The sequence below is a fragment of the Flavobacterium gelatinilyticum genome, from assembly GCF_027111295.1.
In the GTDB taxonomy this organism is placed as follows: domain Bacteria; phylum Bacteroidota; class Bacteroidia; order Flavobacteriales; family Flavobacteriaceae; genus Flavobacterium; species Flavobacterium gelatinilyticum.
This window is the reverse complement of the sequence record NZ_CP114287.1, coordinates 5,796,634-5,821,758: the sequence shown is the minus strand read 5'-3', so window position 1 is coordinate 5,821,758 and position 25,125 is coordinate 5,796,634. Positions and strand designations below refer to the sequence as shown.

The window sequence follows — 25,125 nt, the reverse complement described above, 5'->3', positions numbered from 1 at the left end:
GCTCACTAAACGTAAAAGGCGCTTCACTAATTTAAATGCACATAGCTTAACTATGTGTAAAACTTGTTTTTTTACTCCCTTTTTTCGACACAATCCCGATAGTTATCGGGAATGTTTCTATGTGTTAAAATGTATTTTTTCTAATTTCGCTCCACGGGATTTTAGTTAACAATTCTCGAAATGCACGGGCATAAAAAACGTATTTTATTCTGCAAAATTTAAGTCCGATACTTCCTCAAAAATACTTGTCAGCAAATCTCTGGCACCCAAGGCAGCAAAAGTCGGTACATACACTTTTACAAAATCAATTCCCGGCAGATGCACTTTTTTGCCGTCTTTGTCTACAGCCCAGCTAATATCAATCGAAGGATCTTTGATACCGCCGTAACCCCATTCAAAAGTGCCAACATTAAAAGCAGTACCCGCGCCATCACTTACATCTTTTACCTGTATTGCTATTTTTGTTCCTTTCAGCGTATAAGTATCCGTTATCCATTCCGGATAATAAGTATTCCATCTTCCGTTATTTGTTCTTGTAATACTGCCAGATCCGTTTTTATTATCCGTCCACGGAAGATAAGCCGTATCATACTGCCACGCTGCTTCTCCTGCTGTCGGACTTGCATCAGGATTTGGCCTGCGATACGTAATTTCATAATTTTTAACCGTTGTTGATTTATGGTATTCGCTTCCTGCTATTTCGTACCATTCATCCGCATCGGCTTTTCCGTTTTTATTTGCATCATACGCTGCCATAATACTTACAGGAGAATACTTTACAGTAGAATTTCCGGTAGACATCTGAACGGTAAAGTCACGTTTACCGTAAACATTCAGAACCGTATGGTCAAAAGCCATTACGATATAGCCTCCAAATGTTCCTAAAGAAGCAGAACCTCCATATTTAAAATTTTCCTGAAGCATTTCTAAAGCTTCTTGTTTTGAAGTAAAACTCTCTAAATTATGCCCCGGAGCCGGCATATAATCCACAATCGTTAATGCTTTTCGCTCGTAGGTTTTACCTGTTGAACCTACTGCCACTTTAGTCGAAGCCTGTTTTACCACTTTATCAACCGTAACCGTAAAATCTAAAGTATATTCTGCCGCTTTAGACGCAATAAATAATAAGTTCTGGCTTTCGCCGATAATCGAATCCTTAACAGCTCCATCAGTTCCCGAAACTTTAACTGACCATTTATAAGTTGTCTTTTTTTCTTTACCGTTTTCGATCGCAACTTCAGGTGCTATTTCTATTACATTATATTGTTCTGTTTCAAAACCCGAAGCTAATTTTATCTCAATTGCCGGATCTTTTACTTCTTCTGTAACTTCTTCCGGCTTAGAATCGTCATTGCTGCAGGCATTAAAACAAACCAAAGCCATTAGAAACAAACTATATTTTAAATACTTTTTCATGATTGTTTAATTTGCTCTTTTTAAATTATATTTTTTCAATAAATGTAAATCTCCCGCCCCTGCAAATACAGCTGCCATTGAAGATTGCTGCTGGCAGAGTCCCATTGGCTCGCTTACACAGTTGACTACTTTTATAAAATCGATTCCCGGAAGATTCGCTTTATTTCCGTTCTTATCCATTGCCCAGTCAATATCAATATCCGGATTTATGGCATTGGCATAACCCCATTCCGGCGGTGTCGAATACCACAAAGTAGTCTGGTTGGCGCGTGCTGTTTTAAAATCTACATCCAGTTTAGTGCCTTCGTAACTAACTGTTGTTTGAGCGGCCCATAAAGGATAAAATTCTTTTCTGCCTTTTGGTCTTGCCAGATAATACTTTTCGTCCTGATTGTTCTCGCAGTACACATGCTCAAAATCCAGAAAAAGAGCACTTGAAGTTACCAAAGGTTCATCTGCTCCTTTTTTATAATAAGTAACCTTAAAGTTTTTAATTGTAGTTTCTTTCGTGTGCTGGCTTCCTATAATTTCATACCATTCGTCATCATCCGGTTTTCCGTTTTTATTTTTGTCGTAAGCCACGTAAATTAATCCCGGCGCAGGCGGATTTCCTTTTGCTCCGGTCGGATTCGATACATCTCCTCCATAAATCCTGAAATCTTCGGTTCCCGGAACGTTCACCACCGTATGATCAAAACCAACAACTATTGAACCTCCAAATCCTCCCAGATCCAGCGGATATCCCACACTTGTTTTATCGATTCGGCCCAGAGCAAGCTGCATCACATCCTCTTTCGAAAATCCGTCTTTGTACAAATCGTTGGCAAACATTCCCGGAGCCGGATCAAAATCAAAAATGCTGGTGATGTAAGGGTTATAATTTGAAGTTTCATTGGTAACCGTTACAGTAGTTTTTTTACTGCCTGTTTTATCGCCCGCCGCAACATTCAGTACAAATTCATACGATCCGGCGTAAATAGCAGTAAAACGCAAATCTTTGGTACTGCCAACAATAGAATCTGTAGTCTGGTTAATGGGATTTTTGGTCATCTTCCACTCGTATTTGGCATTTGCACCGGCATCAGACGGGGTAATATCCAAAACCGTAAATGTGGCGGTTTCATATTTTTCCTGAAGCGTAATGGCAATTCCATTTGCATTTTCATCAGATTTGTCATTATCATTGCTGCATCCGGCTGCTATAACCGCCAATGCCAGCAATAAAAAATGGGTAACACTTTTTTTCATAATTTGTATGTAATAATTGGATTTGATACTTTGTTTGTAAACCATATAAGTGATATGAAATTTAAGTCTTGCGTTAACTGAAAACTGTGACTGTGACTATAAACTAATTTTCTCTAAACCATATAAGTCATATAAGTAAATTTTAAGTCTTGGTTAACCGAAACTTGTCAGGTCATATAAGCGGTATCTACTGAAAACCGCGACTGCGACTGAAAACCTAGCGAGTCGGGATATTTTCTCCCAGCAGATGCAAATCAACAGCACCCATAATTTCGGTAGAGGTTTCGCCCAGCCAGCCCGCCTGCTGATTCAGACCATTGTAGACTTTTACAAAATCAACAGCCGGAAGCTTTACTTTATTCCCGTCTTTGTCAATTGCCCAGTCAATATCGATCGCCGAATCGTCATCGCTGTTTGGTGCATTATCGGCATAACCGTATAAAAAAGCGTACTGCACAAAATAACTTCCGTTACCGCTTTCGTCTACTGCATTATCCGGTAATCGTGTGCCTTTAAAGGTGATTGATTCCTGATCTTTCAGCCATTTTGGCCAATACTCCAGTGAATGATTATAGGCATTGTTTTGTACCAGATAGCCGTCTTTTCCCTGATTGTCTTTCCAGTAGATATATTCCAGATCCGTAAAAATAACTGTTCCTGTCCCGCCTCCCGGAACCGGAACTTTATTAGGATCAGGTCGGAAATAGGTTATTTCGTAATTGCGGATCGTTTTTTCCATATTGTGTCCTGCACCTTCAATTTCATACCATTCATCATCCGGAAGTCCGTTTTTGTTTTTATCGTATGAAACCATAATCACGCCGGCTTCACTGCTTCCGCCGCGCATTTCGGCATCTGGATTCGGGTTCGCTTCTGCCCAAAAAGCATTACCCAAAACCCTGAAATCTCTTTTTCCTTTGATATTGACAATACTGTGGTCAAAACCAAAAACCACATAACCGCCAAATGCACCAAGCGAAATCATATCGGCATTTTTCTTAGCCAGATACATATTCGTTCTCGACAAAACCCTGTCGGCACTATCACCGTCATTTGCCACCGGAAGATCATTTACAAATTGTCCCGGAGCAGGTTTAAATTCAATAACCTTCGAGATATAACTTTTTAGTTCTTTGGCTTCCGCCGAAACAGAAACCGTAATTTCTTCTGTCTCCGAAGTTCCTTTATCTGTAATAACCACTTTGAATTTGTACGTTCCTTCGGTTGCAGCCACAAACAAAGCTTCTTTTGAAGACAGATTGGTCAAAGCATAATTTTCAGATGAAACACTTTCAACCGACCAGCTGTAAACCGCATCTGCACCGGCCGAAATTTTCGGGCTCAGGGTCAGAATCACAAATCGCTGTGTTTTATATACATTATCTTCTGTTTCGCCGCCACCCGTTTCCGGACTATCATCGCCGCCTGAACAATTGACCAGTGCAATCGCCAAAAAAGCGAACAAGACCAATTGGGAATATTTTAAAAATCGTTTCTTCATATATTTAGTTTTTAGTTATAAAAGCAATGTGCGCAGGAATGTTACCGGCAGTTGTTCGCCATTTCAGTTTTCCTTCGGGTGTAAAACAATAGATATAACCCGTTACGACATAATTCTGCGCATCGGTTATATAGATTTCTTTGGTTTCGGGATTGACCTGAAGGCCGTACGGAATCATGATTTTTTTATCGGTGCCGTCTGTAATGATTTTATCGCTGATTATTTTCTTCGTTCGTGTATCCAGAATTCCGTAAGTAATTTCATTTTTGTTGGTTATGTAACTCCATGAAACACTGTAATAATAGAGCAGATCATCAACCAGACACATTCCCAGAACCGGAAGATCGAGCTGCATTTTTTTCTCGTCGGTTTTCGTGTCAATTACAAACAGGTTCGAAGGTGTATTGTAATAATCACCTCTGGAACTCACATAAATATCACCGCGGCTGTCAATCTCCATGCTGTACAGATTGATGCCCACGTCTATCTTTTTAATTTCTGTAAACGTTTCCAAATCAATAACCGAAATTGTCCTGTCGTAATTTGGAACGCGATAACCTCCGGAATTTGCAACGTAGAGCTTTCCGTTATGCACAACCATTTGTTCCGGCTGATACCCAACGGTTACTTTTCTTTTTATTTCTAATGAAGTCGTATCAATTTCGGCAACAAAACCAATTTCAGCATTCGGATCAATCGCTACCGGTCCGGCATACGAACTCACATAAGCTTTGTCTTTATAAAAAGCTACGTAGCGGCAGTTTGGAATATCAATTTTTTTAATGCGCTTTGCCGTCCATTTTTCGAGCACTTCTACTTTATTCGAAACATTAATTACTGCGTAGACTTTGTTTCCGTAAATCTGAATGTCATTGCCCACATCGCCCAGTTCTTTTACCACATTCGGGTTACGTTCTGAGTACACATCGGAGGTGTAATTTCCTGTCCGATAACTAAAAACGTCTATACTGGCGCGGTTCATGCCCATATTGCCTTCGTTCAAAAGGTAAAAACCTTCAATATTTCCGTCACTTCTCGGCGCGGCCACATTTACATCCGAAGAAAGAAAAACCATCTCGTCTTCCCGGCATGAAACGAAAGAAACTGCAACAGCAAAACCAAAAACTATTTTTATAATATTCCTTTTCATAACTCGATACTGATTATAAATTTGAAAGTTCTGCCTGGCATTGGATAATTGTAAATAACCTCGTAGTTCTGATTAAAAGCGTTGTTTACTTCGATCGTTCCGTTGAGTTTGAATTTGCTGAAGGCAAACGATTTCTGCACCGCCAGATCATGCGTATACCACGGCTGTACTTCGTTTACCTTGATATTGTTAACGTTTCCGTTATAGCGTTTCCCCACATAGATAAAACTGTAATTGAAATTCCACGATTCGTAACCGGCATTTAAAATTCCCGAACCGCTGTGCCAGGGTGTATACGGAATCTGATCACCGTATGAAGACAATTCTAAACCAACAAATTTTGTAAAATCACGGCTTTCAGAATAAGTATACGTCAGGTTAGCAGAAAGATTTACTTTGTCGATATGCGTTCCCATATTCACAACTGTTTCGATTCCTTTTCCTTTTACCTGTCCCATATTGGTCATCATCCAGCGGAATAAATTCCCCGTTGGCGCCGCGACAATTTTGTCTTTGGTGTTGGTATAATAGGCATCAGCCTGAATAGAAAATTTGTCCAGAAAATATTTCCCTGTTGGAATATTATAAGTAAAACCTACATCGTACTGGTTCATATATTCGGGTCTCAAAGTGCTTGAACCAACCATTGTATAATACAAATCGTTGAAAGTGGGCATTCTGAAAATACGTTTGGCAAAAGCCCTTAAGTTGAAATCGTATTTTTTAAAGGGCGTATAGCCAAGGAATAAAGCAGGAGTAAATTCGGTTTTATTGGGTGCTTTGGCATTGTATTTTACCTCTTCGATTACGCGGGTTGCGAGAAGGTTTCCGAGAACTTTAAAACCTTCATACCGGTACGAACTTGCCAGAGAAACCAAAGCCGTATAACGCTGCGGAAAAGAAAACTGCGTCTGAATTCCTCTTCTTGAGGCATTTAGTTTATTGTATTGAAAATCGGTTGACAACGAGACATCCCAGGCTGGTAAAATGCTGTACATATTTACGGCAGAAAAATAGACTTCCTGCTGGTAATAACTGTCATCAGACTGTGCTCCTTCGGTTACTGTTTCGCCTAAAATACTGGTCGTATCTCTGGCGATATAATGCGTGTAATCGTAGGCGAATTTTCCTTTTACCTGAAATTTATATTTGTCTGAAACATCTTTTGTCAAATAGGCCTGACCAAAGAAATTCTTATCAAACTGTCGAAACCCGTCACGGAATTTATTCTCAACAATAGCTCCCGGCGCTCCTCTTTCGGAATCATAATAATACACTTTGGCGTCCCAGGTTCCTTTGTTTATTTTTCCGTATACGCCGGACTCAAAGCGAAGGGCTTCAATATCGCTGTTCCATCTGGTTGCCGTGGTATCATAAGCAGTGGTACCGTCCTGATTTTTTCGCTTGTACCTAAATTTATATTCTCCGTTTGATTTTATGTATTCTGAGCTGACACTCATACTGACTTTGTCGCTCAGTTTTTGTTCCCATCTAAAAGAAGGATCATGATAATCAATCGACATGGTTTTGTAACGAACCCGTAAGTTTGATTTTTTTGTTCCGATGAAAACCGGACGTTTGGTTCTCATATAAATAGCCGAAGCGGAAGCAAAATCCTTAGCAGATTGAAAAATTTCGCTCTTTTGACCGTTGTACATCGTAAGCGCTTCCATATCGTCAAGAGAATATTTTCCTAAATCGGTTACTCCGTTCTGGGCGTTTCCCAATTGGATTCCATCGTAAAAAACACCCACATGATGCGTTCCCATATTCCGAACGTCCACCGTTTTGAGTCCGCCCAAGCCACCGTAATCTTTGATTTGAGTTCCGGCAAAATAACGCAGCGCATCGGCCACATTATGACTTGCCAGATTTTCGAGCAGAACGCCCGAAAGGCTTTGCACCGGAATTACTTCCTGATACGGTTTCCCTTTTAGAATAACTTCTTTTAAAACACGCGAACTATCTGTTACTGCCTGCGAATGAAGTAAAAAAGGAATAAATACGATACAAACAGCTAAAAGGGTTTTCTTCAAAACTTTACATCACTAATTATTAAATAACTTTCAGTGAATGCAGTTTTTACAAAAACATAGAAGTAAGCCCGCCAGAATCCGGCAGGTTATAATCTTGTCATCAACTTCATACCACGAAAGTTTTAAACTATGTGATCGTGGCAAGTCTCCTGACTTGTTCCATCTTTAAACGGCCTTCTCATGCGCCACGGCGCACAATGGCATTAGTACTGTTTAAAGACTTTGGATAGAACTTACAGTAGCGGGTCTGTTCAGGATTTACACCTGATTCCCTTTTAACTATTTTTTCTGAAGAAAAAACAGACCAAAATCAAGGGTAAAGATATAACGCATATATCTCGTCTGCAAGATAAAACTTGTTTTTTTGGAAATTTAATAATGAGGCTAAAGCAGCTTGTACGGGTTTACAAGGCTTTACAAAAGAAGAAAACAAAAAATTACATTTCAATAAAACAAATCTCAAAAACCGTTTTTCCGCTTTCATTTTTATGCGAAATATAACCGCCGTGCGCTTCGATAATGTTTTTAGACAAAGTGAGTCCTATCCCCGCGCCTTCGTTTCTTGTTGTGAAAAAAGGAAGGAAAATCTTGTCTTCGATTTCTTTTTCGATACCTTTTCCGTTATCTTTTATTTTAATGAAAGTACGGTTTTCTCTGGCTTCCGCCGAAATTATAATTTGTTTTTCGTTTGTGTTTTCAAGCGCATTAATCGAGTTTGTGAGTAGATTTATTAAAACCTGCTCAGCCTGCTGTGAATCTGCCTGAATCCAGAGTTTATTTGATATGGCATTTACAACTTCAATATTTGCTTTTCGCAGGAGCGGATTCATGACTTGAAGGCAGTTTGAAACCAAATCCTGTAATTCTGTTTTTTCTTTTTTAGGCGAAGGCAGCATAGCCAGTTTGCGATAACCTTCAACAAATTTTTGCAGATGGTCGCTTCGTCTCAGCATGGTTCCAACGCTGTTTTTAATATCTTCCAGATCTTCCGCCGAAAGTGAATCCTGTTCTACCAAATCCTGCAGATTCTGGCAGATGGAACGAATGGGTGTAATCGAATTGAGTAGTTCATGCGAAATGACTTTCATCAGATTAATCCAGGCATCTTTTTCTTTTTTCTCTACCACATTTTGAATCGAATCCAATAAAATAATGAAATATTCTTTCCCGAAAATTTCGGTTCTTGAAGCCTGCAGAACAAAAGTCTGCCTGTTTTGTTCGTTGATACTGATTTCAATTGCTGTTTTGATTTCATTAAAATTATCTTTTTCGATAATCTCACACAAAGACGGCAGCTGGTTTTTAAGATATTTCCATTTTGAAACCTTCGGAACATTAAAATGATCCGAAAAATATTCATTCATTAAAAAGATATTCCAGTCGGTTTCCTGTTTTTGCAGAATAACAACGCCTGTTTCGATATTGTTTAAAATTGAGCGGTAAATAATGTCTTTAGAAACCTGTTCGTTATCCTTGTTTTTGAGCGTTTCATACAGTACAAACAAATCATTGCAGTCTTTATTGAATTTGTGTTTTGAAAAATCGGAACTAAAATCATTCTGTAATATCGAAGCAATCGTTTTATCGTAAATGAGCACAAAATTGCGGACATAAAAATACATTTCGCGAATGAGCAGAAAAACCATGCAGCAGCCAAATATTCCTGTAAATAACAAATTGATTTTAAAGAAATAAATCGAAAGTTCAATAGCGCCCACGATGAATAACAATCGCAGAAACAACAGTTTGTAGGTTTGTAACGTTTTAAACATCTTAATTTACATTGATATTATATTTCTCAAGGCGTCTATACAAAGAACCTCTTGAAAGCCCAAGATCTTCGGCTGTTTTACTGATATTGTTGTTGTTTTTTAGAAGTGCTTTTTCAACCGCCGCTTTTTCGACAGATGAAAGCTGGATGTCATCTTGATTTTCTTCATAAGGTGTTATAATGTCCAGATCTAAATCAGAAACTGTAATGGTATTGTTTTCACAAAGAATAACGGCCCGTTCGATCTTATTTTCCATTTCGCGGATGTTTCCGTTCCAGGCATGTTTCTCGATTTGTTCGGGTACTTTTTTATCAAATTTGATTTCGTCCCTGCCGTACTTTTCGATCATTTTATCCAGCAAATATTCAGCTAACGGCATTTTATCTTCCATTCGTTCCCTTAATGGCGGCAGTACGATTTCCATGGTATTGATTCGGTAATACAAATCTTCCCTGAAATTTTTATCGGCTGCTTCGAGTTTAAGGTTCAGGTTGGTTGCCGTAATAATTCGTACGTTCAATGGTCTGGCTTTGGTTTCGCCCAAACGGGTTACGGTTTTGGTCTGGATAACCTGCAGCAATTTAGACTGAAGGTGAAGCGGTACGTTGCCAATTTCGTCCAGAAAAATAGTCCCGTTCTGCGCCATTTCAAAACGTCCGGGTGTATCGTTTTTCGCATCGGTAAAAGCGCCTTTTGCATAACCAAACAATTCACTTTCGAAAATATTCGAATTTAGAGAACCTAAATCGACCGCAACAAAAGGCTGGTTTTTTCTTTCGGATTGTGCGTAAATATGATGTGCCAGAACAAATTTCCCGGTTCCGTTTTCGCCCAAAATCAGCACATTGGCATCGGTTTTGGCTACTTTATCGGCCAGCGAATACGCTTTTTTTATGATTTCGGAACTGCCAATAAAAAACTCGTCTTTAATCACTGTTTCCGTATTCTTTTTTTGTTCCTTACGGCTTTTATCTACTGCCTGCTTTACAGATTCGAGAAGTTTTGTGTTTTCCCAGGGTTTCAAAATATAATCAAAAGCGCCTGATTTTAAACCTTCAACCGCTGTTTCTACTTTTCCAAAAGCCGTCATTAAAATCACAACCGTTTTAGGCGAAAGTGTTTTGATTTCCTTCAGCAGATACAAACCTTCCCTGCCGTCTTCAAAACCTATACGGTAATTCATGTCCAGCAAAACAACATCAATTGTATTTTTGGCTAATAATTCGACAATATTTTTCGGATTATTGAGCGTATAAATGGTTTCAAAATACTTTTTCAGGTACACTTTTGATGCAAAAAGGATGTCTTCCTGATCGTCGATGATTAATATCGATGCGTTTGTCTTTTTCATTTTTGTTCGGTTTTGGACGAAAGGTGTCCGAATATGGACAGTTTGTATTTTCTCCTGAAAATAAAATTTTAAAAATAAGGCAGTTACGAGGTTTAAATCTTTGGCACAAAAATCACATTAGTCCCCGTAAATCATTAATTATAAACACCTTTCGAAAGTAAAAATAACAAAAAATCGCATTGTTAATTATCTTAATTTTCAGGCAGGTTTCTTTTACTTCAGAAGGAATAAAAATTTTTAAAAGAAAATCAATCAAAAATCAAAACAGTCAATTATGATTACAATCAGCAAACTTTCAAAAGTATTCAGAACTGAAGAATTAGAAACCAGAGCCTTAAGCGAAATCTCGTTAACCATTAATCAGGGTGACTTTATTTCGATCATGGGTCCATCCGGAAGCGGAAAATCTACTTTATTAAATATCATAGGACTTCTGGACAGCGCCTCCGAAGGCAGCTACCTTTTACTCGATCAGGAAATGGCGGGGTTAAAAGAGAAAGCAAAATCAAAAGCCAGAAAGGAAAACATTGGATTTATTTTCCAGAATTTTAATCTTATCGACGAGTTATCAGTTTTTGATAATATCGAACTGCCGTTGATTTACAATAATATACCGGCTTCTGAAAGAAAAGCAAAAGTAAATGAAATAGCTTCGATCCTGAATATTTCGCATCGTTTGAAACATTATCCGCAGCAGCTTTCGGGCGGTCAGCAGCAACGTGCTGCCGTAGCGCGTGCGTTAATCAATAACCCCAAAATTATTCTGGCTGATGAGCCAACGGGAAATCTGGACAGTAAAAACGGAAATGAAGTTATGGAATTACTAACGGATCTTCATGCCGGCGGGGCGACTATTTTAATGGTAACGCACTCTGATTATGATGCTTCTTTTTCGCAGAAAACCATACTGATGAAAGACGGCGTGATTCTTTCTGAAAAAGTAAACCATAGAAATGTGGATGTTTTGGTAAATTCTAAAAACTAGTGTTATGCTGAAAAACTGGATCAACATTTTTATTTTTCAAATAAAAAACAGCAAGCTTTTTACAGCTTTAAATGTTCTGGGACTGAGCATTGGAATTGCGGGTCTGATTTTCGCAATTTTATACTGGAACGACGAACAGAGTTATGACAAATGGAACCCAAATAAGGAGAATGTGTTTCTGGTTGCCAACCAAATGGACCCGACTACGTATTGGTCATCCAGTTCCTCCCCGATTGGATCTGCCATAAAAGAAATTTCTCCGGAGGTAGAATCATTTTCTTACGTAAATGGCAATTATGAAAATGAAATCATTCGTTTTAACGGTAAAAAAATACAGTCGGACAAAGTACTTTCGGCACAGGCAAATTTCTTTGAATATTTTCCGTATGATTTTATCGAAGGCAGTGCAAAGTCAGGTTTACCGGATGGAAACAGCATTTGTTTGTCTCAGGATCTGGCAGAGCAGATTTTTGGAACTGAAAGCGCTTTTGGCAAAAAAATCGTAATGCAAAATAAGGTGCTGGTGGTTCGAGGAGTTTATAAACTGGACAAAAAATCGATTTTTAATCCTTCGTGTGTGGTGAATTTTATGGACCAGCGCGTCAAAAATACGATTCAGCAATGGGGAAATTTTCAGTTTGTCCTTTTATTGAAACTCAAAAATCCTTCTGATGCTGACCGGGTTGCTAAAACACTCAAAAAGATATATTATACCAATATGACTTTGCCGAGAGCTAAATTTCAGGGCATGAGTCCGGAGGAGTTTATTTTGAAATTCGGCGAGGTAAAACCGCATTTAGAGCCTTTATCAGTCATTCGTCTGCATACCAAAACAGGCGGTTTAATTGAAACCAACGGAAATTATCAGCTTTTATTGATTATGGTTGGTTTATCGGTTTTAATCCTTATCCTTTCTATTGTCAATTATGTAAATTCGGCTACGGCAAATGCGGTAAAAAGAGCTAAGGAAATCGGGGTTCGCAAAGTAATTGGCGCTTCCAGAACCAATATTCTGCAGCAGTTTATTTTTGAAACCGCTATTATATCCCTTATCGCCATTTTAATATCGCTGGTTATTGTCGAACTTTCGCTGCCGTATTACAATGTTTTCTTAGAAAAAAATCTTGTATTGCAAAGCAGTCAGTTTTATGTGCAGCTGGTGGTTATATTTATTGTAACGGTTATTGCAGCGGGAATATTTCCGGCCGTTTATGTGTCGAATTTTGAAGTGCTTAAAGTACTACGAGGCAATTTTGCACGCAGTAAAAGCGGTGTCTGGCTTCGCAACGGAATGCTGATTTTTCAGTTCATGGTGGCTTCTTTCTTTATTATCGGGTCGTATATTGTTTATCAGCAGATTGACTATATGAATTCGAAAAAATTGGGTTTCAACGGAACCCAGATTATGAATATTTCTTATCGAAATGTGTATGGTGAAAAAGTTTCGGATCAGGACCGAATGAAAAAATACGAAAGTATCAAAAACGAATTACTGCGTGTTAAAGGTGTAAAAGAAGTGGCTGCAGGCGGTTTTGTTATGGGAATCGGTGCAAAATCGGTTATTTCCTATCATTATAAAGATATAAACGTAGACGGAAACAATGTTCCGGTTGATTTTGGTGTGCTGGAAATGATGCAGATCAAACTGGCAAAGGGACGTTTTTTTAGTCCTGAATATTCTCAGGATACGATCAGCTCGATGATTATTAACGAAACAGCTGCAAAATTAATGAAGGAAAAAGATCCGATAGGAAAAAAAATATTCTGGGACGGAAAAGAAGCGGTTATTGTAGGCGTTGTAAAAGATTTTAATATTGGAAATCCCGGCGAAGCCATCCCTCCTATTACGATATTTCATTTTAAAAGCGTAAAGTGGTTCAGTAATCTGCTGAACAATATTTACGTAAAAGCAGATCCTGCAGCGATGAGGGAGACTATTGCTGCGATAGAAAATGTGTGGTCTAAAAAAGTAGACGCTGATTATCCTTTTCAATATGATTTTGTAGATAAGGAATACAAGAAATCGTATCATAATTATGTGAAACAGAAGAATTTGTTTTCGTTATTAAATGTTATTGTGATCGTAATTGCCCTTATCGGATTATTTGCTCTGGCTTCGTATTCTATCGAAAGACGTATGAAAGAAATCGCAATTCGTAAAACACTGGGTGCCGAAACCAATGTTTTATTGAAGGAGCTTTGTAAACAATATGTGCTTTTCAGCCTGATCGGATTTGTAATGGCTTTATTTCCTGCTTATTATTTACTTAACAAATGGTTAGAGAATTTCTCGTACCGGGTTGGAATTTCGGTTTATCCGTTTTTAACGGGGTTTGCCGTATTACTATTCTTAACACTTGCTGTTGTGCTTTCGAGAGCGTATCAGGCAACACGAGTTGATGTTTTACAATACTTAAAATACGAATAAGATGCTGCAGAACTGGATTACTATTTTTATATATCAGATAAAGAACAACAAGCTTTTTACGGCTCTGAATGTTCTGGGACTAAGCATTGGAATTGCAGGATTGATTTTTGCGATTCTGTATTGGAACGATGAACATTCGTATGATAAATGGAATCCTGAAAAGGATAAAATTTACATCGTCATGAACGACCTTGGAGGCGGCAGTGTATGGACAACCAACTCGGCTGTAACGGGACATAACCTGAAAGCAGAAACTTCGTATTTAGATAACTACTGTTACTTTTTGTGCAATTATTCTAAAGAAACGGTACAGTATAATGGCAAAACAGAATTGCTGGACAAGATCTTTACAGCGCAGAGTGATTTCTTTTCTTTTTTTCCGTTTGAGTTTGTGCAGGGAAATCCCAAAACAGCTTTAAAAGACCGCAACAGCATGGTTGTTTCTGAAGAAACGGCTTCGCGCTTGTTTAAGAATGAAAACCCAATGGGAAAACAGGTTAAATATGCTGACAGAATTTTTGTTATTCGCGGTATTTACAAATTAAACCAAAAGTCATCAGTAATGCCATCGGTTATTACACCCATTATTCAGGAATCTGTGGAGGAGGATGAAAATAATGAAAACTGGGGTTACAGATACGGTTTAATACTGAAACTAAAAAGACACAGTGATACTACTGCCATAATCAATAAACTGGATGAAATTTTTATCGAAAAAAATTATAAAAAACAGGCAAAAAACGAAGGTCTATCGCTGGAGGCTTTTATAAAACAGTACGGCGACCCGGTAAAAGCAAAATTGCGTCCGTTTACAGGATCGCGCCTGTATATGGGAAATTATACTTTTCCTGAAAAAAACGGGAATATCCAGTTTCTGCGAATCGTAATGGGATTGTCAATTCTTATTTTGATCTTATCGATTGTAAACTATATTAATATGGCTGCGGCAAATGCGGTAAAACGGGCAAAAGAAGTGGGAGTTAGAAAGATTATCGGTGCCTCAAAATTGCAGATTATTGCACAGTTTGTTTTTGAAACCACTTTAATAACACTGTTTTCGATTCTGCTGGCGCTCGTAATTGTCGAAATTTCACTGCCTTATTACAACGCTTTTCTGGATAAAAAGCTGGTTTTAATCGGGTTTCAGTTTTACCTGCAGCTTATTTTGATTTTTTTTATTGTAGTTCTTGTTTCGGGAATTTTTCCTGCGGTGTACATTTCTAATTTCGAGGTTTTAAAGGTTTTAAAAGGGAATTTCTCGAGAAGTAAAAGCGGTGTCTGGCTGCGAAACGGAATGCTGGTTCTGCAGTTTTCTATCGCCACGCTTTTTATCATAGGATCGTTTATTGTGTATGAGCAGGTAAACTTTATGGCTTCTAAAGATTTAGGTTTCAACGGATCACAGATTATGGATATTTCGTTCAGGCCGAAAAGTGGTTCAAATCAGTATAAAAGATATCAGCTTATCAAACAGGAAATTTCCAAAATAAAAGGCGTTCAGGAGGTTTCTGCGGGAGTATTTTCTATTGGAAGTAATGATAATACATGGGCTGGACTTCATTATAAATCGAATAAAGAAGTGATTACCCAACAATTGGGTGTCGATTTTGGGATTCTGGATATGCTTAGAATCAAAATTGCCAAAGGAAGAAACCTGAGCGAAAAGTTTGCCTCAGATACGATTTCGAATGTACTGCTTAACGAAACCGCTGCCAAGACATTGCAGGAAAAAGAGCCGGTGGGCAAAGAAATTGGCTTTGGTGATAAAAACTTTAAAGTTGTCGGGATTGTAAAGGATTTTCATTACATCGGACTGGAATATAAAGTGGCACCAATGATTTTTATGCATATAAAGACAAACGACTGGATGCAGAACAGACTTCAAAATATCTCGGTTAAAATTTCGCCTGATGATATGTCCGAAACGATAGCTGCAATCGAAAAATTCTGGACTATGAAAGTAGATCAGGAATATCCTTTTGAATTTGATTTTGTAGATAAAAACTTTGCCAGAACGTATAAAAAATACGAAGATCAGCGTAATTTATTTGCTTTGTTGAATGTTGTAGTAATCGTAATTGCTGTTTTTGGTTTGTTTGCCCTCGCCTCTTTTTCGATGGAAAGAAAATTAAGAGAAATCGCAATCCGCAAAACGCTTGGCGCCGAAACGAATATTCTGCTCAAAGAATTATCGAAACAATACATTATTTTTTGTACAATAGGTTTTTTTATCGGTATTGTTCCGGCTTATCTGCTATTGCAAAAATGGCTTGAGAATTTTGCCTTTAGGATCGATATTCCGGTTCTGCCGTTTATTATTGCTTTTGTGTCGCTGTTGCTGCTCACACTTGTTATTGTTTTGGCAAAAGCGTATCAGGTTACCAAAGTGGATGTTTTACATTATTTAAAATATGAATGATTTATAACCGCTGTTTATTTTGTCGTCTAGTCTGTCATTTCTGTAAAGGTAGAAATCTCAGACTAGACGACAAATATTGGCGGTATTGTCTGCAGATTCCTGCAGTCGAAATAAACAGTACTTTGCGGTTACAATATTCAAATGCCCGTGCCTGCAGCTGCGGAACATAATATTTTTAAGCTTTCTGCAAGATACTATCTAAATTAAGAAATAACCTAAAACACAATCCTCAATCAAAAACCCCGTCTTTAACTTTAAACGCCCAGGCAGCCATGGCCTCGATAACCGGAAGAAGACCTTTTCCTGCATTGCTTAGTCTGTAAGTTACAAAGGGCGGCACTACGGGTTTTGCTTCTCTTATGACCAAACCGTCGGCTTCCAGTTGTTTTAAGTGCTGGATAAGCATTTTTTCGGTAATTGTTGGGATTGCTCTCTTTAATTCGCTGTAACGTTTATCTCCATCGGCTAAATGATAAAGCATAATAGGTTTCCAGTAGCCTCCTATTTTTTCCATAACAAAAGTTACAGGGCATTTTTCTAAAGCGTACTGCTTATTTTCCTGAATTGTGGATGTTTCTTTAATTGCGGTCATGATACATACTTTAGGGTAAGTACTTGTATAAAAGTAAGTGCAAATATACCTTTGTCTCAACAAATAAAAAAATATATTATGAAAATTATAATTTCAGGTTCGTTAGGAAATATCGGAAAACCATTAACTGCAAAACTGGTTCAGGCCGGACATGATGTAACTGTCATTACAAGCAGTACTGCAAAAAAAGAGGCAATCGAAACTCTGGGCGCAAAGGCAGCAATTGGATCCGTGAGCGATTCAGCATTTTTAACTGAAGCATTAAAAAGTGCTGATGCTCTTTTTGCTATGACACCGCCAAATTTAGGAGGACAAAATGTAATTGCGAATACAGCCGAAGCCGGTCGTGCTTTTGCAAAAGCAATATCTGAAACCAACATTAAACGTGTTGTAATGTTAAGCAGTATTGGAGCTGATTTACCAACCGGAAACGGTCCAATTGCAGGACTTTATCAAATCGAAAAAATATATAATGAGTTACCTGTATCTATCACTTTTTTAAGAGCCGGTTATTTTTATACGAACTTTTACAATGATGTTCCGATGATTCAGGGAGCAGGAATTATGGGTGGTAATTTTCCTTTAGATGTAAAAATACCATTAGTTCATCCGGAAGATATCGCTCAGGCTGTGTCTGAAGAATTAATAAAAACTCCTTCAGAAAAAAATATCCGTTACATTATAAGTGATGTGCGTACTCCCGGAGACATTGCCGCTGTTTTGGGAACTGCAATTGCTAAACCTAATTTACCCTGGGTAGAATTTACAGATGAACAGTCACTTGAGGGAATGAAACAAGCCGGAATCCCGGAAGAAATTGCGGCATTGTATACCGAAATGGGAACTGGTTTAAGAAACGGAAAAATTGCCGAAGATTTTCTTAAAAGCAATTTATCTGTTGATGGAAAAACAAAACTGGAAGACTTTGCTAAAGAATTTGCGGGGAAATTCTAAAAATTTAAAGCAAAATATAAAAAAAACCACTCTGATAAAGAGTGGTTTTCATTTGATATGAAGTTCTACAAATTAATTTACAAAAAATAGCCGACTGTTATTTGAAAAACCCTATTCTTCATATCATTATTTATTACATAAGTTTTATTGGCATTCTTAAAAACATCCGTATAAGAGATGTTGTATCGTACATCTGCATAAAATTTGTTTTTAAACTGATATCCTAATCCAAAGTTTACAGAAGCGTCTACTCCGTTTGAATACTCTGATAAATTATATTTTTCGTTATTCTCATAACCCAAAAAGTTGTCATAAGATTTATTCTCTGCCTTTAAGAGAATTCCTAACTGTGGTCCTGCCTGCAGGCTGAATCCCTGCAAAATGTAATATTTGAGCATAACCGGAATATTCAGGTAATTTAAACTAATTGTGCTTTTGTACTTTGAATTGGTAACTTCTTCATCAGAATACGTAATTTTAACTCCCTGCCGGCTGTACATTATTTCGGGCTGAACTGATAATTTTTTAATCAACGGAATTTCTGCCATAAGTCCGGCTGTAAAGCCTGTTTTTGATAATGAGTTTAATTCAATTTCATCGAGCGTTAAAGTCGAAATGTTTAAACCTGCTTTTAAACCCAGCAGTATTTTATCTGACTGAGCAAAGACCGAAGCACAAAAAAATAGTGCTCCTAAAATTAATATGGATTTTTTCATTTGTGTTTGTTTTAAAAACGGATAACCCTGAATAACAGAGTTACCCATTTTGCATGTAATCTGTTACTTTTTGATAATCTTTGCTGTATATTTTTTGTTTTGCACAGTACATTCTAAAATATAGACTCCTGCAATCAATCCGTTTACATTTATGTTTGATGGAAAAGAGGCATAAGTCTTTTTCCAGACTTCTTTACCATCTATTGCATAAATTCTGATTTGTGTTTCGCCCTCTGCTCTATCGGTCAGGAAAATATTCACATTATCAACTATCGGATTCGGGAAAACTCTAAATGCATTGGTTATTTTTCCGATCAGCATTCCTTTGGAATCAAACAACTCTGACATACTATTACATCCTGCGGCATTTGTGGTCTGCAGGCTGTAATTTCCTTCCCAGATTGTTATAATTGATTTTTCGGTGGCATTCGGGATAGGTCTTTCGTCTAAAAACCACTGGTACGAAGCCGCATCTATTGAAGCTGTCAGTTTTTCATTGCCGGTAACTTTGATTTCAGGCACCTTGTTTTCTAATATAGAGATAGTGGTACTATATGTTTTACCAATACCATTTTCATTGTAAACCGTTACATAATAGCTGCCATCTTCTTTTGCAATAAATTCCGGATTAGTCGAACCGTCAAACCATTCATAAGAAGCATAATTTCCCGGAGCTAAAACAACCTCCGGTCCACATACTTTCCCGCTTGGCAATTTAGAATTAAAAACATCAAATTTTGCCGTTATCGTTTCAGTAAGTATACAGCCATTTTTTAAGACCGCAGTAACTGTATAGTCTCCCTCTTTGTTTATTTCGATACTGTTAGAAGCTTCACCTGTATTCCATTTATATGAAACAACATCTAATTTTTTGAAGTCAAAATTAGTTCCAGCATCAATGTATAAAGCTTTGCCTTCATATCCATAAATTGCAGTGTTGTCAAATATTTTAAAATCGGCTCCAACATTTTGATATGTATACCCTTTTATTTCATTATTAGACGGAACTATATCATTTTCTAATTTTGCTATAAGGTTATAAACATGAGAATCTCCCGAGAAGTCATGTTGAGGCTGTTTCTTGAAAGTATATTCAATACTTTCTCCAACAGGTATTTGATTTTCAACAATTTCTGATATATTTTCCTTTGTATTTACGTATTCTAAATTTACCTGAATAGTATTTGCTTCAATTGCAACTTGTCCTTCATTGGTTAATTTGACTTTTACCTGATCTCCGCCGCATACATCTTTTGGTGATAAAAGCTGCAACGAAACATCTAAAACAGGTGTATTTATTACTTTTAAATCATCAAAAGTCATATAAGAAAAACCGCCGGCCTTAGCATGTCTTAATCGCAGCATTACAGATTTGCCGGCATATGCTTTTATATTTGCTGTTGCTTTCTGCCATTCTGTATCTGCATAATTTCCCTCTTTAGAATCTCTCCACAATTCAGTCCACTCTCCTCCCAAAATTTTGATATCGATAATAAAAGCATTCAAATAATTACTTTGAAGCGCATAAAAAAATTCTAAAGCAGCTGCTTTGTCTGATAACGTATATACAGGAGAAACCAGTTCTCCATATCGAGCAGCTCCTTCTAACTGATTGTAAAGCATTTTTCCGGCTGCATCTCCAGTATGGTCTTTTTTAGGGATGGATAAATAGACATTATCCGGTGCAACAACATTTCGCCATGGATAATTTTCATCACTTTGATTTGAGGTAAATCCATTTGATCCAAAAAGTGAGCCTTGTGTTACATTCGAAAAACTTTCAATGTTTAAGGCTGGTGCATTAGCTATAACCTCAAAAGATCCTTTAATATTTTGCGCTTCGGCTTTTGCCTGTCCTTCTGAAGTTACTTTTACATTAATTTCATATTTCCCTGCAGGAAGATGCGGCATACCATTTATCTTATAAACCAATGTCTGATATACTAGTAATTCTCCCGCTCTTTCTAAAAAAACCGGTTCTCCAACAGGACTTCCATTTTTTGTAATTTGATATTCTATGTTGATTTTATTGACAGTATTGTAATAAATATTTTTTACGCCAATAAAAAATTCATGTGAAGCTGCGTCTTCATAAACTTTTTCGGCAATGCTTAAATTAGATAATTCTAAACGCTCTTTAACCTCTTTGATTTTAATATTATCAACTGCAAAACCGTTAGCAAAAAGTCCGTTGTCATTATGATGAAAAGCAATCTGAACACAAGATTTTCCGGCATAGGCACTCAGATCAACATAGTATTCAAACCATCTGCTTAAATAAGGCATTTTAAATTTCGTTTCCCATGTAACGCCGCCATCAGTGCTTACTTTAACAAAACCATCCGAAAGCCCCTGACTGTCTCCAAAACCATCAAATGTTAAATGTGCTTCTTTATAATTACTTAAATCAAAAACTGGTGAAATCAGCATATCATTAGATGCATCACAATTGCACTTGTCATCATTACTGGCCATAAAATGTGTATGTTCTCCTACCTGCCATCCTAGCGAACGCAGTTCATCACTTGTTCCGTGCTGCCAGCCTGCGCTGTTTTTATTCTCAGATGTTCTCCATGCTTTGTATTTAGTATCATCTTCAAAATCCATTACATAAGGAAGAACAGATACTTTCATATCTTCATTTTTCCAATTATCATAGCCAAATGTAAAACTGTTATTCTTTGGCTTGGCTTCTTTAGTAATGTCTTCCGGAAATACAGAAAGTATTATAGTGTTTGCACCAATACTCTTTAAATCAATATTAGAAATGGAATAACTTATCGTGTCCTTAAACTTAGCAAATGCTAAAGTTGTTTTTTCGCTTTTAGAAAAAACTTCCTTCTTCATACTGTCTAGAATTTTTAATTCAACTACAACCTTTTCATTTTGAGTAATAAAATTATTAGTGATTTTGGCAGTTATAGTAACTTTAGTATTGTCAATTGTACATTTTCCTGAATCTAATGAGGCAGTTAAAACTTCTATATCAAATGGCGTATCACTTACTTTAATATTATCTATTACTGCCCCGATATAACCATATTCAACTTTATCGGTCAATACACGAAAACGAATAGCTGCTTTTTTTCCCTTTAATTCATTCAGGCGTATCTGATAAGGATCTTTACTATAAAGAGTATTAATTCCAGTGAACCAGGGTCCTTGTGTCAAATTATTAACATGCACAGTTTCTGAATAATTAACATTTGTTGCTTTTTTCCAATTTTGCCCATTCTCATCAGAATATTCTATAATTAGTCCCTCCAAGCCTTTTGCAAATAGATGAATCATATCAAACTCAATATATGGAGAGTCAATATTCGTGAAATCAAATATTGGAGATTCTAATGTAAAATCTGAATTTGCCGGAAGCTTTTGTGAGATGCTTAAATCAACGTCTATCCATGCGTATTTAGATTTTATATCTCTAAATGCAGTAGAAAACGGCTGCCATTTAAATTTTTGATTTCCTTGTAATGAATTAGAATACCAGCCTCCGGGGGTTTGGTCAAAATTCTCATTGTATGGAAATTGATTTACTACGCCGCTGTAAACTGCACTAACGGCATTGTTGTTTGTTAGTATTGGGTCTTGACTGTACGTAACAAAACATTCATAAGAATATAATCCCTGCACAGATAAATCTATATTAACATTAAACGGAATTGTAATTTCTGAATTCTTTTTAAATGCCGTTTCTAAAATAATGTCTTTCCAAACTATTTGGTTTTCCGATTTTTTGTTTAAATACCCTATTTTTAACTGAGACCCTGCCGGAATATCAGCACAGCCTAAATTGTAAAGTTTTATTGCTAACGGATGGTTAGCCGTTAAAATTTGTCCAGTGTAAGCTGGAAAATTTAATCCAACAACTTGTATGTCATAATCTTTTTGAGAAGGTTTAACCAAAAGATTTGTGACAAAGGAAGTACCATCTTTTGTACCGAAGGCCTCAACAGGCTTAAAATCAAGTTTAACTTCTACATAAGTAGGAACAGTCAAACTTTCATAATAAACTAATTTATCCTGAAGCTTTACAATGGATTCTTCTCCAACAGCGAGGTCTTTTGCGAATTTAATTGTTCCGTCGTGAATATAAAGCACATTATATCTGCCTCCGAATCCTTCAGCCATTGATCTCAATTTATAATTCAAAGTTTCATCAGCCTTAATAACAGCACTTCCTGTATTTCTTATTTTAACATAAAATGGCTCATCTCCTTTTAAAGAACCGCATTCTGCTGTTGGTTTTTCAATAGAAACAATTGAGATTTGTTTTTCTGAAAAAGAGGCTCCCAAGCCAATTGCATACCAGGCATTTGTTACCTGCTTATATTCTTCAGAGCTTAATCCATACAAATCTTCTACAGCCATCAGACTCGCCTGGCGCATATCATTGAAATTAGAAGAAGGTGACAGATATTCTGTAAGTGTTAAATAGGCGATTTTTTCTGCTTTAGCCAGACCAATTGCTTTAACTTCGTAATCATTTTTATTGTCATTTGTACCTTTTCCGCCTTCGCATAAAAGATAAAACCAGTAATTGGTTATGCCGCTGTTAATGTGCACACCGCCATTATCAAAGTTAAGAGCTGCTGGATTTACCCAATTTTTTCCTCCATAGGTATCCGGCTGGTTTTGTGCTTTAGGATTGGCCATATTACGCATACTTCCATGCTTGTATAATTCATCTCCCAAAAGCCAAATCTTTTCTTTAGGATCTTTCCCAACATAAAATTCAGCAGCAATACCAAATATATCACTAAAGGACTCATTCATGGCACCGGATTCTCCGCGATAAATTAATCCGGCAGAAAATTGCGTTACAGCATGCGTAAGTTCATGTGCTGTAATTCCTAATCCAACATACGGTGCATTATTCACCCCATCTCCAAATTGTGCCCAGGCTCCGGTCCATGATGCATTATCAACATTTTTACCCAAATGCGCCAAACCAAAAACAGTCATTCCTTCATTATCAATACTGTTTCTATTGAATTTTTCTGCATAATAATCAATGGTTTTCTGCATTCCCCAATGAATATCTAATGCCACTTCATCATGATCTTTATTATGAAGTTCGTTCCAGATATTATCTTCGTCTATAAATTCTGTAATAATCTCATCAGATGGATAATCATAATGGTTCATGTTTAAGGTAAAAATTGGCACTCCAAATTTTCCCTGATCAGCTTCAAGCCTGAAACCATCTGAATACTGTTTGGTATTAAAAGTAACTTCTCCGGAATATCTTGATTTACCCCGACCTAATCTTTGTGTGTTATCTTCAACTTTATCTGCCTTTATATGCACATCCCGGCTCAAATCGATCGTTAATAGTATTTTTCCTGTATTAGCATCAACATAAATCGTCTGACTTGATTGTGGATTTATTGCAAAAACATCAAATTTCCAAGTCAGAAAATAGTCTTTTAATTCTGAAGAAAAATTTGGACCTGCATAAACCAGTTCCCCTTTTGGTTTTTGGCTTATCTTTTTGTTCACCAAGGCACTCAATTTCTTGCTTTCCCAGATATATTCTTTTGCATTCACAGTTTTAAGTGCATTTTCAAGAGCCGTTTTTTCATCAATTTTATAAGTACTAACAGCAGGCAGTTTTTTACTTGTCTGACCAAAAGCATCAATTTTTGTTTTATTTTCCCGAACCTTATAAATTGCTCCTTCAACTGGAATCGAATTGTGCAACTGCTGATAAGTCGCTAAAGTTCTCCCGTGATTTTGAGATATGGATTTCAATTGCATTTGATCTGATTTAGGCAGATCAAAATCAGCTTTTTTAACTTCAAAAATGTTTCGTGCTGTTAAATCTGCCGATTTTGCAAAAGATTTCACTTTTGTTGAATCTTGTACTTTTTTTTCCAGATTTAAATTTTGTGTTGCTATTTTTTGATTTTCAGCTATCTGCCTGTTAATCGATTCGCTCTCTTCCTGAGAAAGTTCTATCCCTTTTGGTTCTTCTTTTTTACCCAAAAAAGCATTTGCAGTATCCTCTTGTTTTGGGTCTTTGCTTCTTTTAAAATTTTGATCCTCCGTCTGATTTTTAGCGGGATTCCCTGCAGCTGTCGGCACATTTGTATTTTTTATTTTCTGAAAAGGTGACTGTGCTTTTCCTGCGAAACAAACAAAGAAACCCAGCAGAAAATATAAATACCTCGCTTTGAAGTAAATTTGGTTCATTTTTCTGAATTTAAAAGTTAATATTAAAGTTTGCTTACTAACAAAGAGTCTGAGCCTTTAATAGCAAAAGCAGCTGCTAAAAATCAATTTGGTTTCTGATTTTTTACAGCTGCTTTACTTAATTTCCGGACAATTTTTAAGAGTGCACTCTTTTTGGTTTCAGCTTCTTCTAAAAGCTGTTCCAAAGTTTTAAGAGGTATATTTTTTTTCTTTGCATTCATCCAGACTCATTTTTGTAATAGCCTCGTAAATGTAGAAGGGACATTTAAAAAGCTGAAAAAAAGGACTGCTGCAAAAACACTCACAACAGAAAATGTCTTTCACAAAAAACACTCAAAACGAATTAAAACAAAGATTAT

Annotated in this window: 15 protein-coding genes and 1 riboswitch; of the genes, 4 read left to right on the top strand and 11 right to left on the bottom strand. The window is 37.0% G+C overall.

Annotated features, from left to right (window positions below; all coding sequences use genetic code 11):
- Positions 1 to 204: 204 nt before the first annotated feature.
- The 7 genes from OZP11_RS24825 to OZP11_RS24795 all read right to left on the bottom strand — a co-directional run bounded on the left by OZP11_RS24825 (position 205) and on the right by OZP11_RS24795 (position 10,474).
- Complete coding sequence (locus OZP11_RS24825; protein WP_281233179.1) at positions 205 to 1,416, bottom strand: hypothetical protein; 1,212 nt, start codon at positions 1,414 to 1,416, stop codon at positions 205 to 207.
- 6 nt (positions 1,417 to 1,422) lie between these two features.
- Positions 1,423 to 2,664, bottom strand: a complete 1,242-nt coding sequence (locus OZP11_RS24820; RefSeq protein WP_281233178.1) for a hypothetical protein — start codon at positions 2,662 to 2,664, stop codon at positions 1,423 to 1,425.
- A 217-nt stretch (positions 2,665 to 2,881) separates the two neighbouring features.
- Positions 2,882 to 4,165, bottom strand: a complete 1,284-nt coding sequence (locus OZP11_RS24815) for a cell surface protein (RefSeq protein ID WP_281233177.1) — start codon at positions 4,163 to 4,165, stop codon at positions 2,882 to 2,884.
- Positions 4,166 to 4,169: 4 nt separating this feature from the next.
- Entirely contained in the window at positions 4,170 to 5,315 is a 1,146-nt protein-coding gene (locus tag OZP11_RS24810) for a YncE family protein (protein ID WP_281233176.1), read from the bottom strand.
- Complete coding sequence (locus tag OZP11_RS24805) at positions 5,312 to 7,351, bottom strand: TonB-dependent receptor (protein ID WP_281233175.1); 2,040 nt, start codon at positions 7,349 to 7,351, stop codon at positions 5,312 to 5,314. Before OZP11_RS24805 ends, OZP11_RS24810 begins: the two co-directional genes overlap by 4 nt.
- A gap of 122 nt (positions 7,352 to 7,473) precedes the next feature.
- Positions 7,474 to 7,675, bottom strand: a riboswitch (cobalamin riboswitch).
- A 113-nt stretch (positions 7,676 to 7,788) separates the two neighbouring features.
- On the bottom strand, positions 7,789 to 9,123 hold the full coding sequence (locus OZP11_RS24800) for a sensor histidine kinase (protein WP_281233174.1): 1,335 nt from the start codon (positions 9,121 to 9,123) through the stop codon (positions 7,789 to 7,791).
- Between the two features lies 1 nt (position 9,124).
- On the bottom strand, positions 9,125 to 10,474 hold the full coding sequence (locus OZP11_RS24795) for a sigma-54-dependent transcriptional regulator (protein ID WP_281233173.1): 1,350 nt from the start codon (positions 10,472 to 10,474) through the stop codon (positions 9,125 to 9,127).
- A 274-nt stretch (positions 10,475 to 10,748) separates the two neighbouring features.
- Between OZP11_RS24795 and OZP11_RS24790 the strand changes: the two genes are divergently transcribed.
- The 3 genes from OZP11_RS24790 to OZP11_RS24780 are packed head-to-tail and all read left to right on the top strand — an operon-like array spanning position 10,749 to position 16,306.
- Complete coding sequence (locus OZP11_RS24790) at positions 10,749 to 11,459, top strand: ABC transporter ATP-binding protein (protein WP_281233172.1); 711 nt, start codon at positions 10,749 to 10,751, stop codon at positions 11,457 to 11,459.
- Between the two features lie 4 nt (positions 11,460 to 11,463).
- On the top strand, positions 11,464 to 13,887 hold the full coding sequence (locus OZP11_RS24785) for an ABC transporter permease (protein WP_281233171.1): 2,424 nt from the start codon (positions 11,464 to 11,466) through the stop codon (positions 13,885 to 13,887).
- Position 13,888: 1 nt separating this feature from the next.
- On the top strand, positions 13,889 to 16,306 hold the full coding sequence (locus tag OZP11_RS24780) for an ABC transporter permease (protein WP_281233170.1): 2,418 nt from the start codon (positions 13,889 to 13,891) through the stop codon (positions 16,304 to 16,306).
- Between the two features lie 229 nt (positions 16,307 to 16,535).
- Here the strand turns inward: OZP11_RS24780 and OZP11_RS24775 are convergent, their stop codons facing one another.
- A complete protein-coding gene (locus OZP11_RS24775) occupies positions 16,536 to 16,898 on the bottom strand; it encodes a winged helix-turn-helix transcriptional regulator (protein ID WP_281233169.1) in 363 nt (120 codons plus the stop codon).
- Positions 16,899 to 16,976: 78 nt separating this feature from the next.
- Here OZP11_RS24775 and OZP11_RS24770 point away from each other — a divergent pair, with 78 nt between their 5' ends.
- Positions 16,977 to 17,852 (top strand): NmrA family NAD(P)-binding protein, encoded by an 876-nt coding sequence (locus OZP11_RS24770; RefSeq protein ID WP_281233168.1) that lies wholly within the window; start codon positions 16,977 to 16,979, stop codon positions 17,850 to 17,852.
- A 77-nt stretch (positions 17,853 to 17,929) separates the two neighbouring features.
- Here the strand turns inward: OZP11_RS24770 and OZP11_RS24765 are convergent, their stop codons facing one another.
- The 3 genes from OZP11_RS24765 to OZP11_RS24755 all read right to left on the bottom strand — a co-directional run bounded on the left by OZP11_RS24765 (position 17,930) and on the right by OZP11_RS24755 (position 24,987).
- Positions 17,930 to 18,568, bottom strand: coding sequence for a porin family protein (locus OZP11_RS24765; RefSeq protein ID WP_281233167.1), 639 nt, complete (start codon positions 18,566 to 18,568; stop codon positions 17,930 to 17,932).
- Between the two features lie 63 nt (positions 18,569 to 18,631).
- Positions 18,632 to 24,766 carry a M4 family metallopeptidase gene (locus OZP11_RS24760; protein WP_281233166.1) on the bottom strand — a complete coding sequence of 2,045 codons (6,135 nt, stop codon included), beginning with the start codon at positions 24,764 to 24,766 and terminating at the stop codon, positions 18,632 to 18,634.
- Positions 24,767 to 24,849: 83 nt separating this feature from the next.
- Positions 24,850 to 24,987 (bottom strand): hypothetical protein, encoded by a 138-nt coding sequence (locus OZP11_RS24755; RefSeq protein WP_281233165.1) that lies wholly within the window; start codon positions 24,985 to 24,987, stop codon positions 24,850 to 24,852.
- Positions 24,988 to 25,125 lie beyond the last annotated feature (138 nt).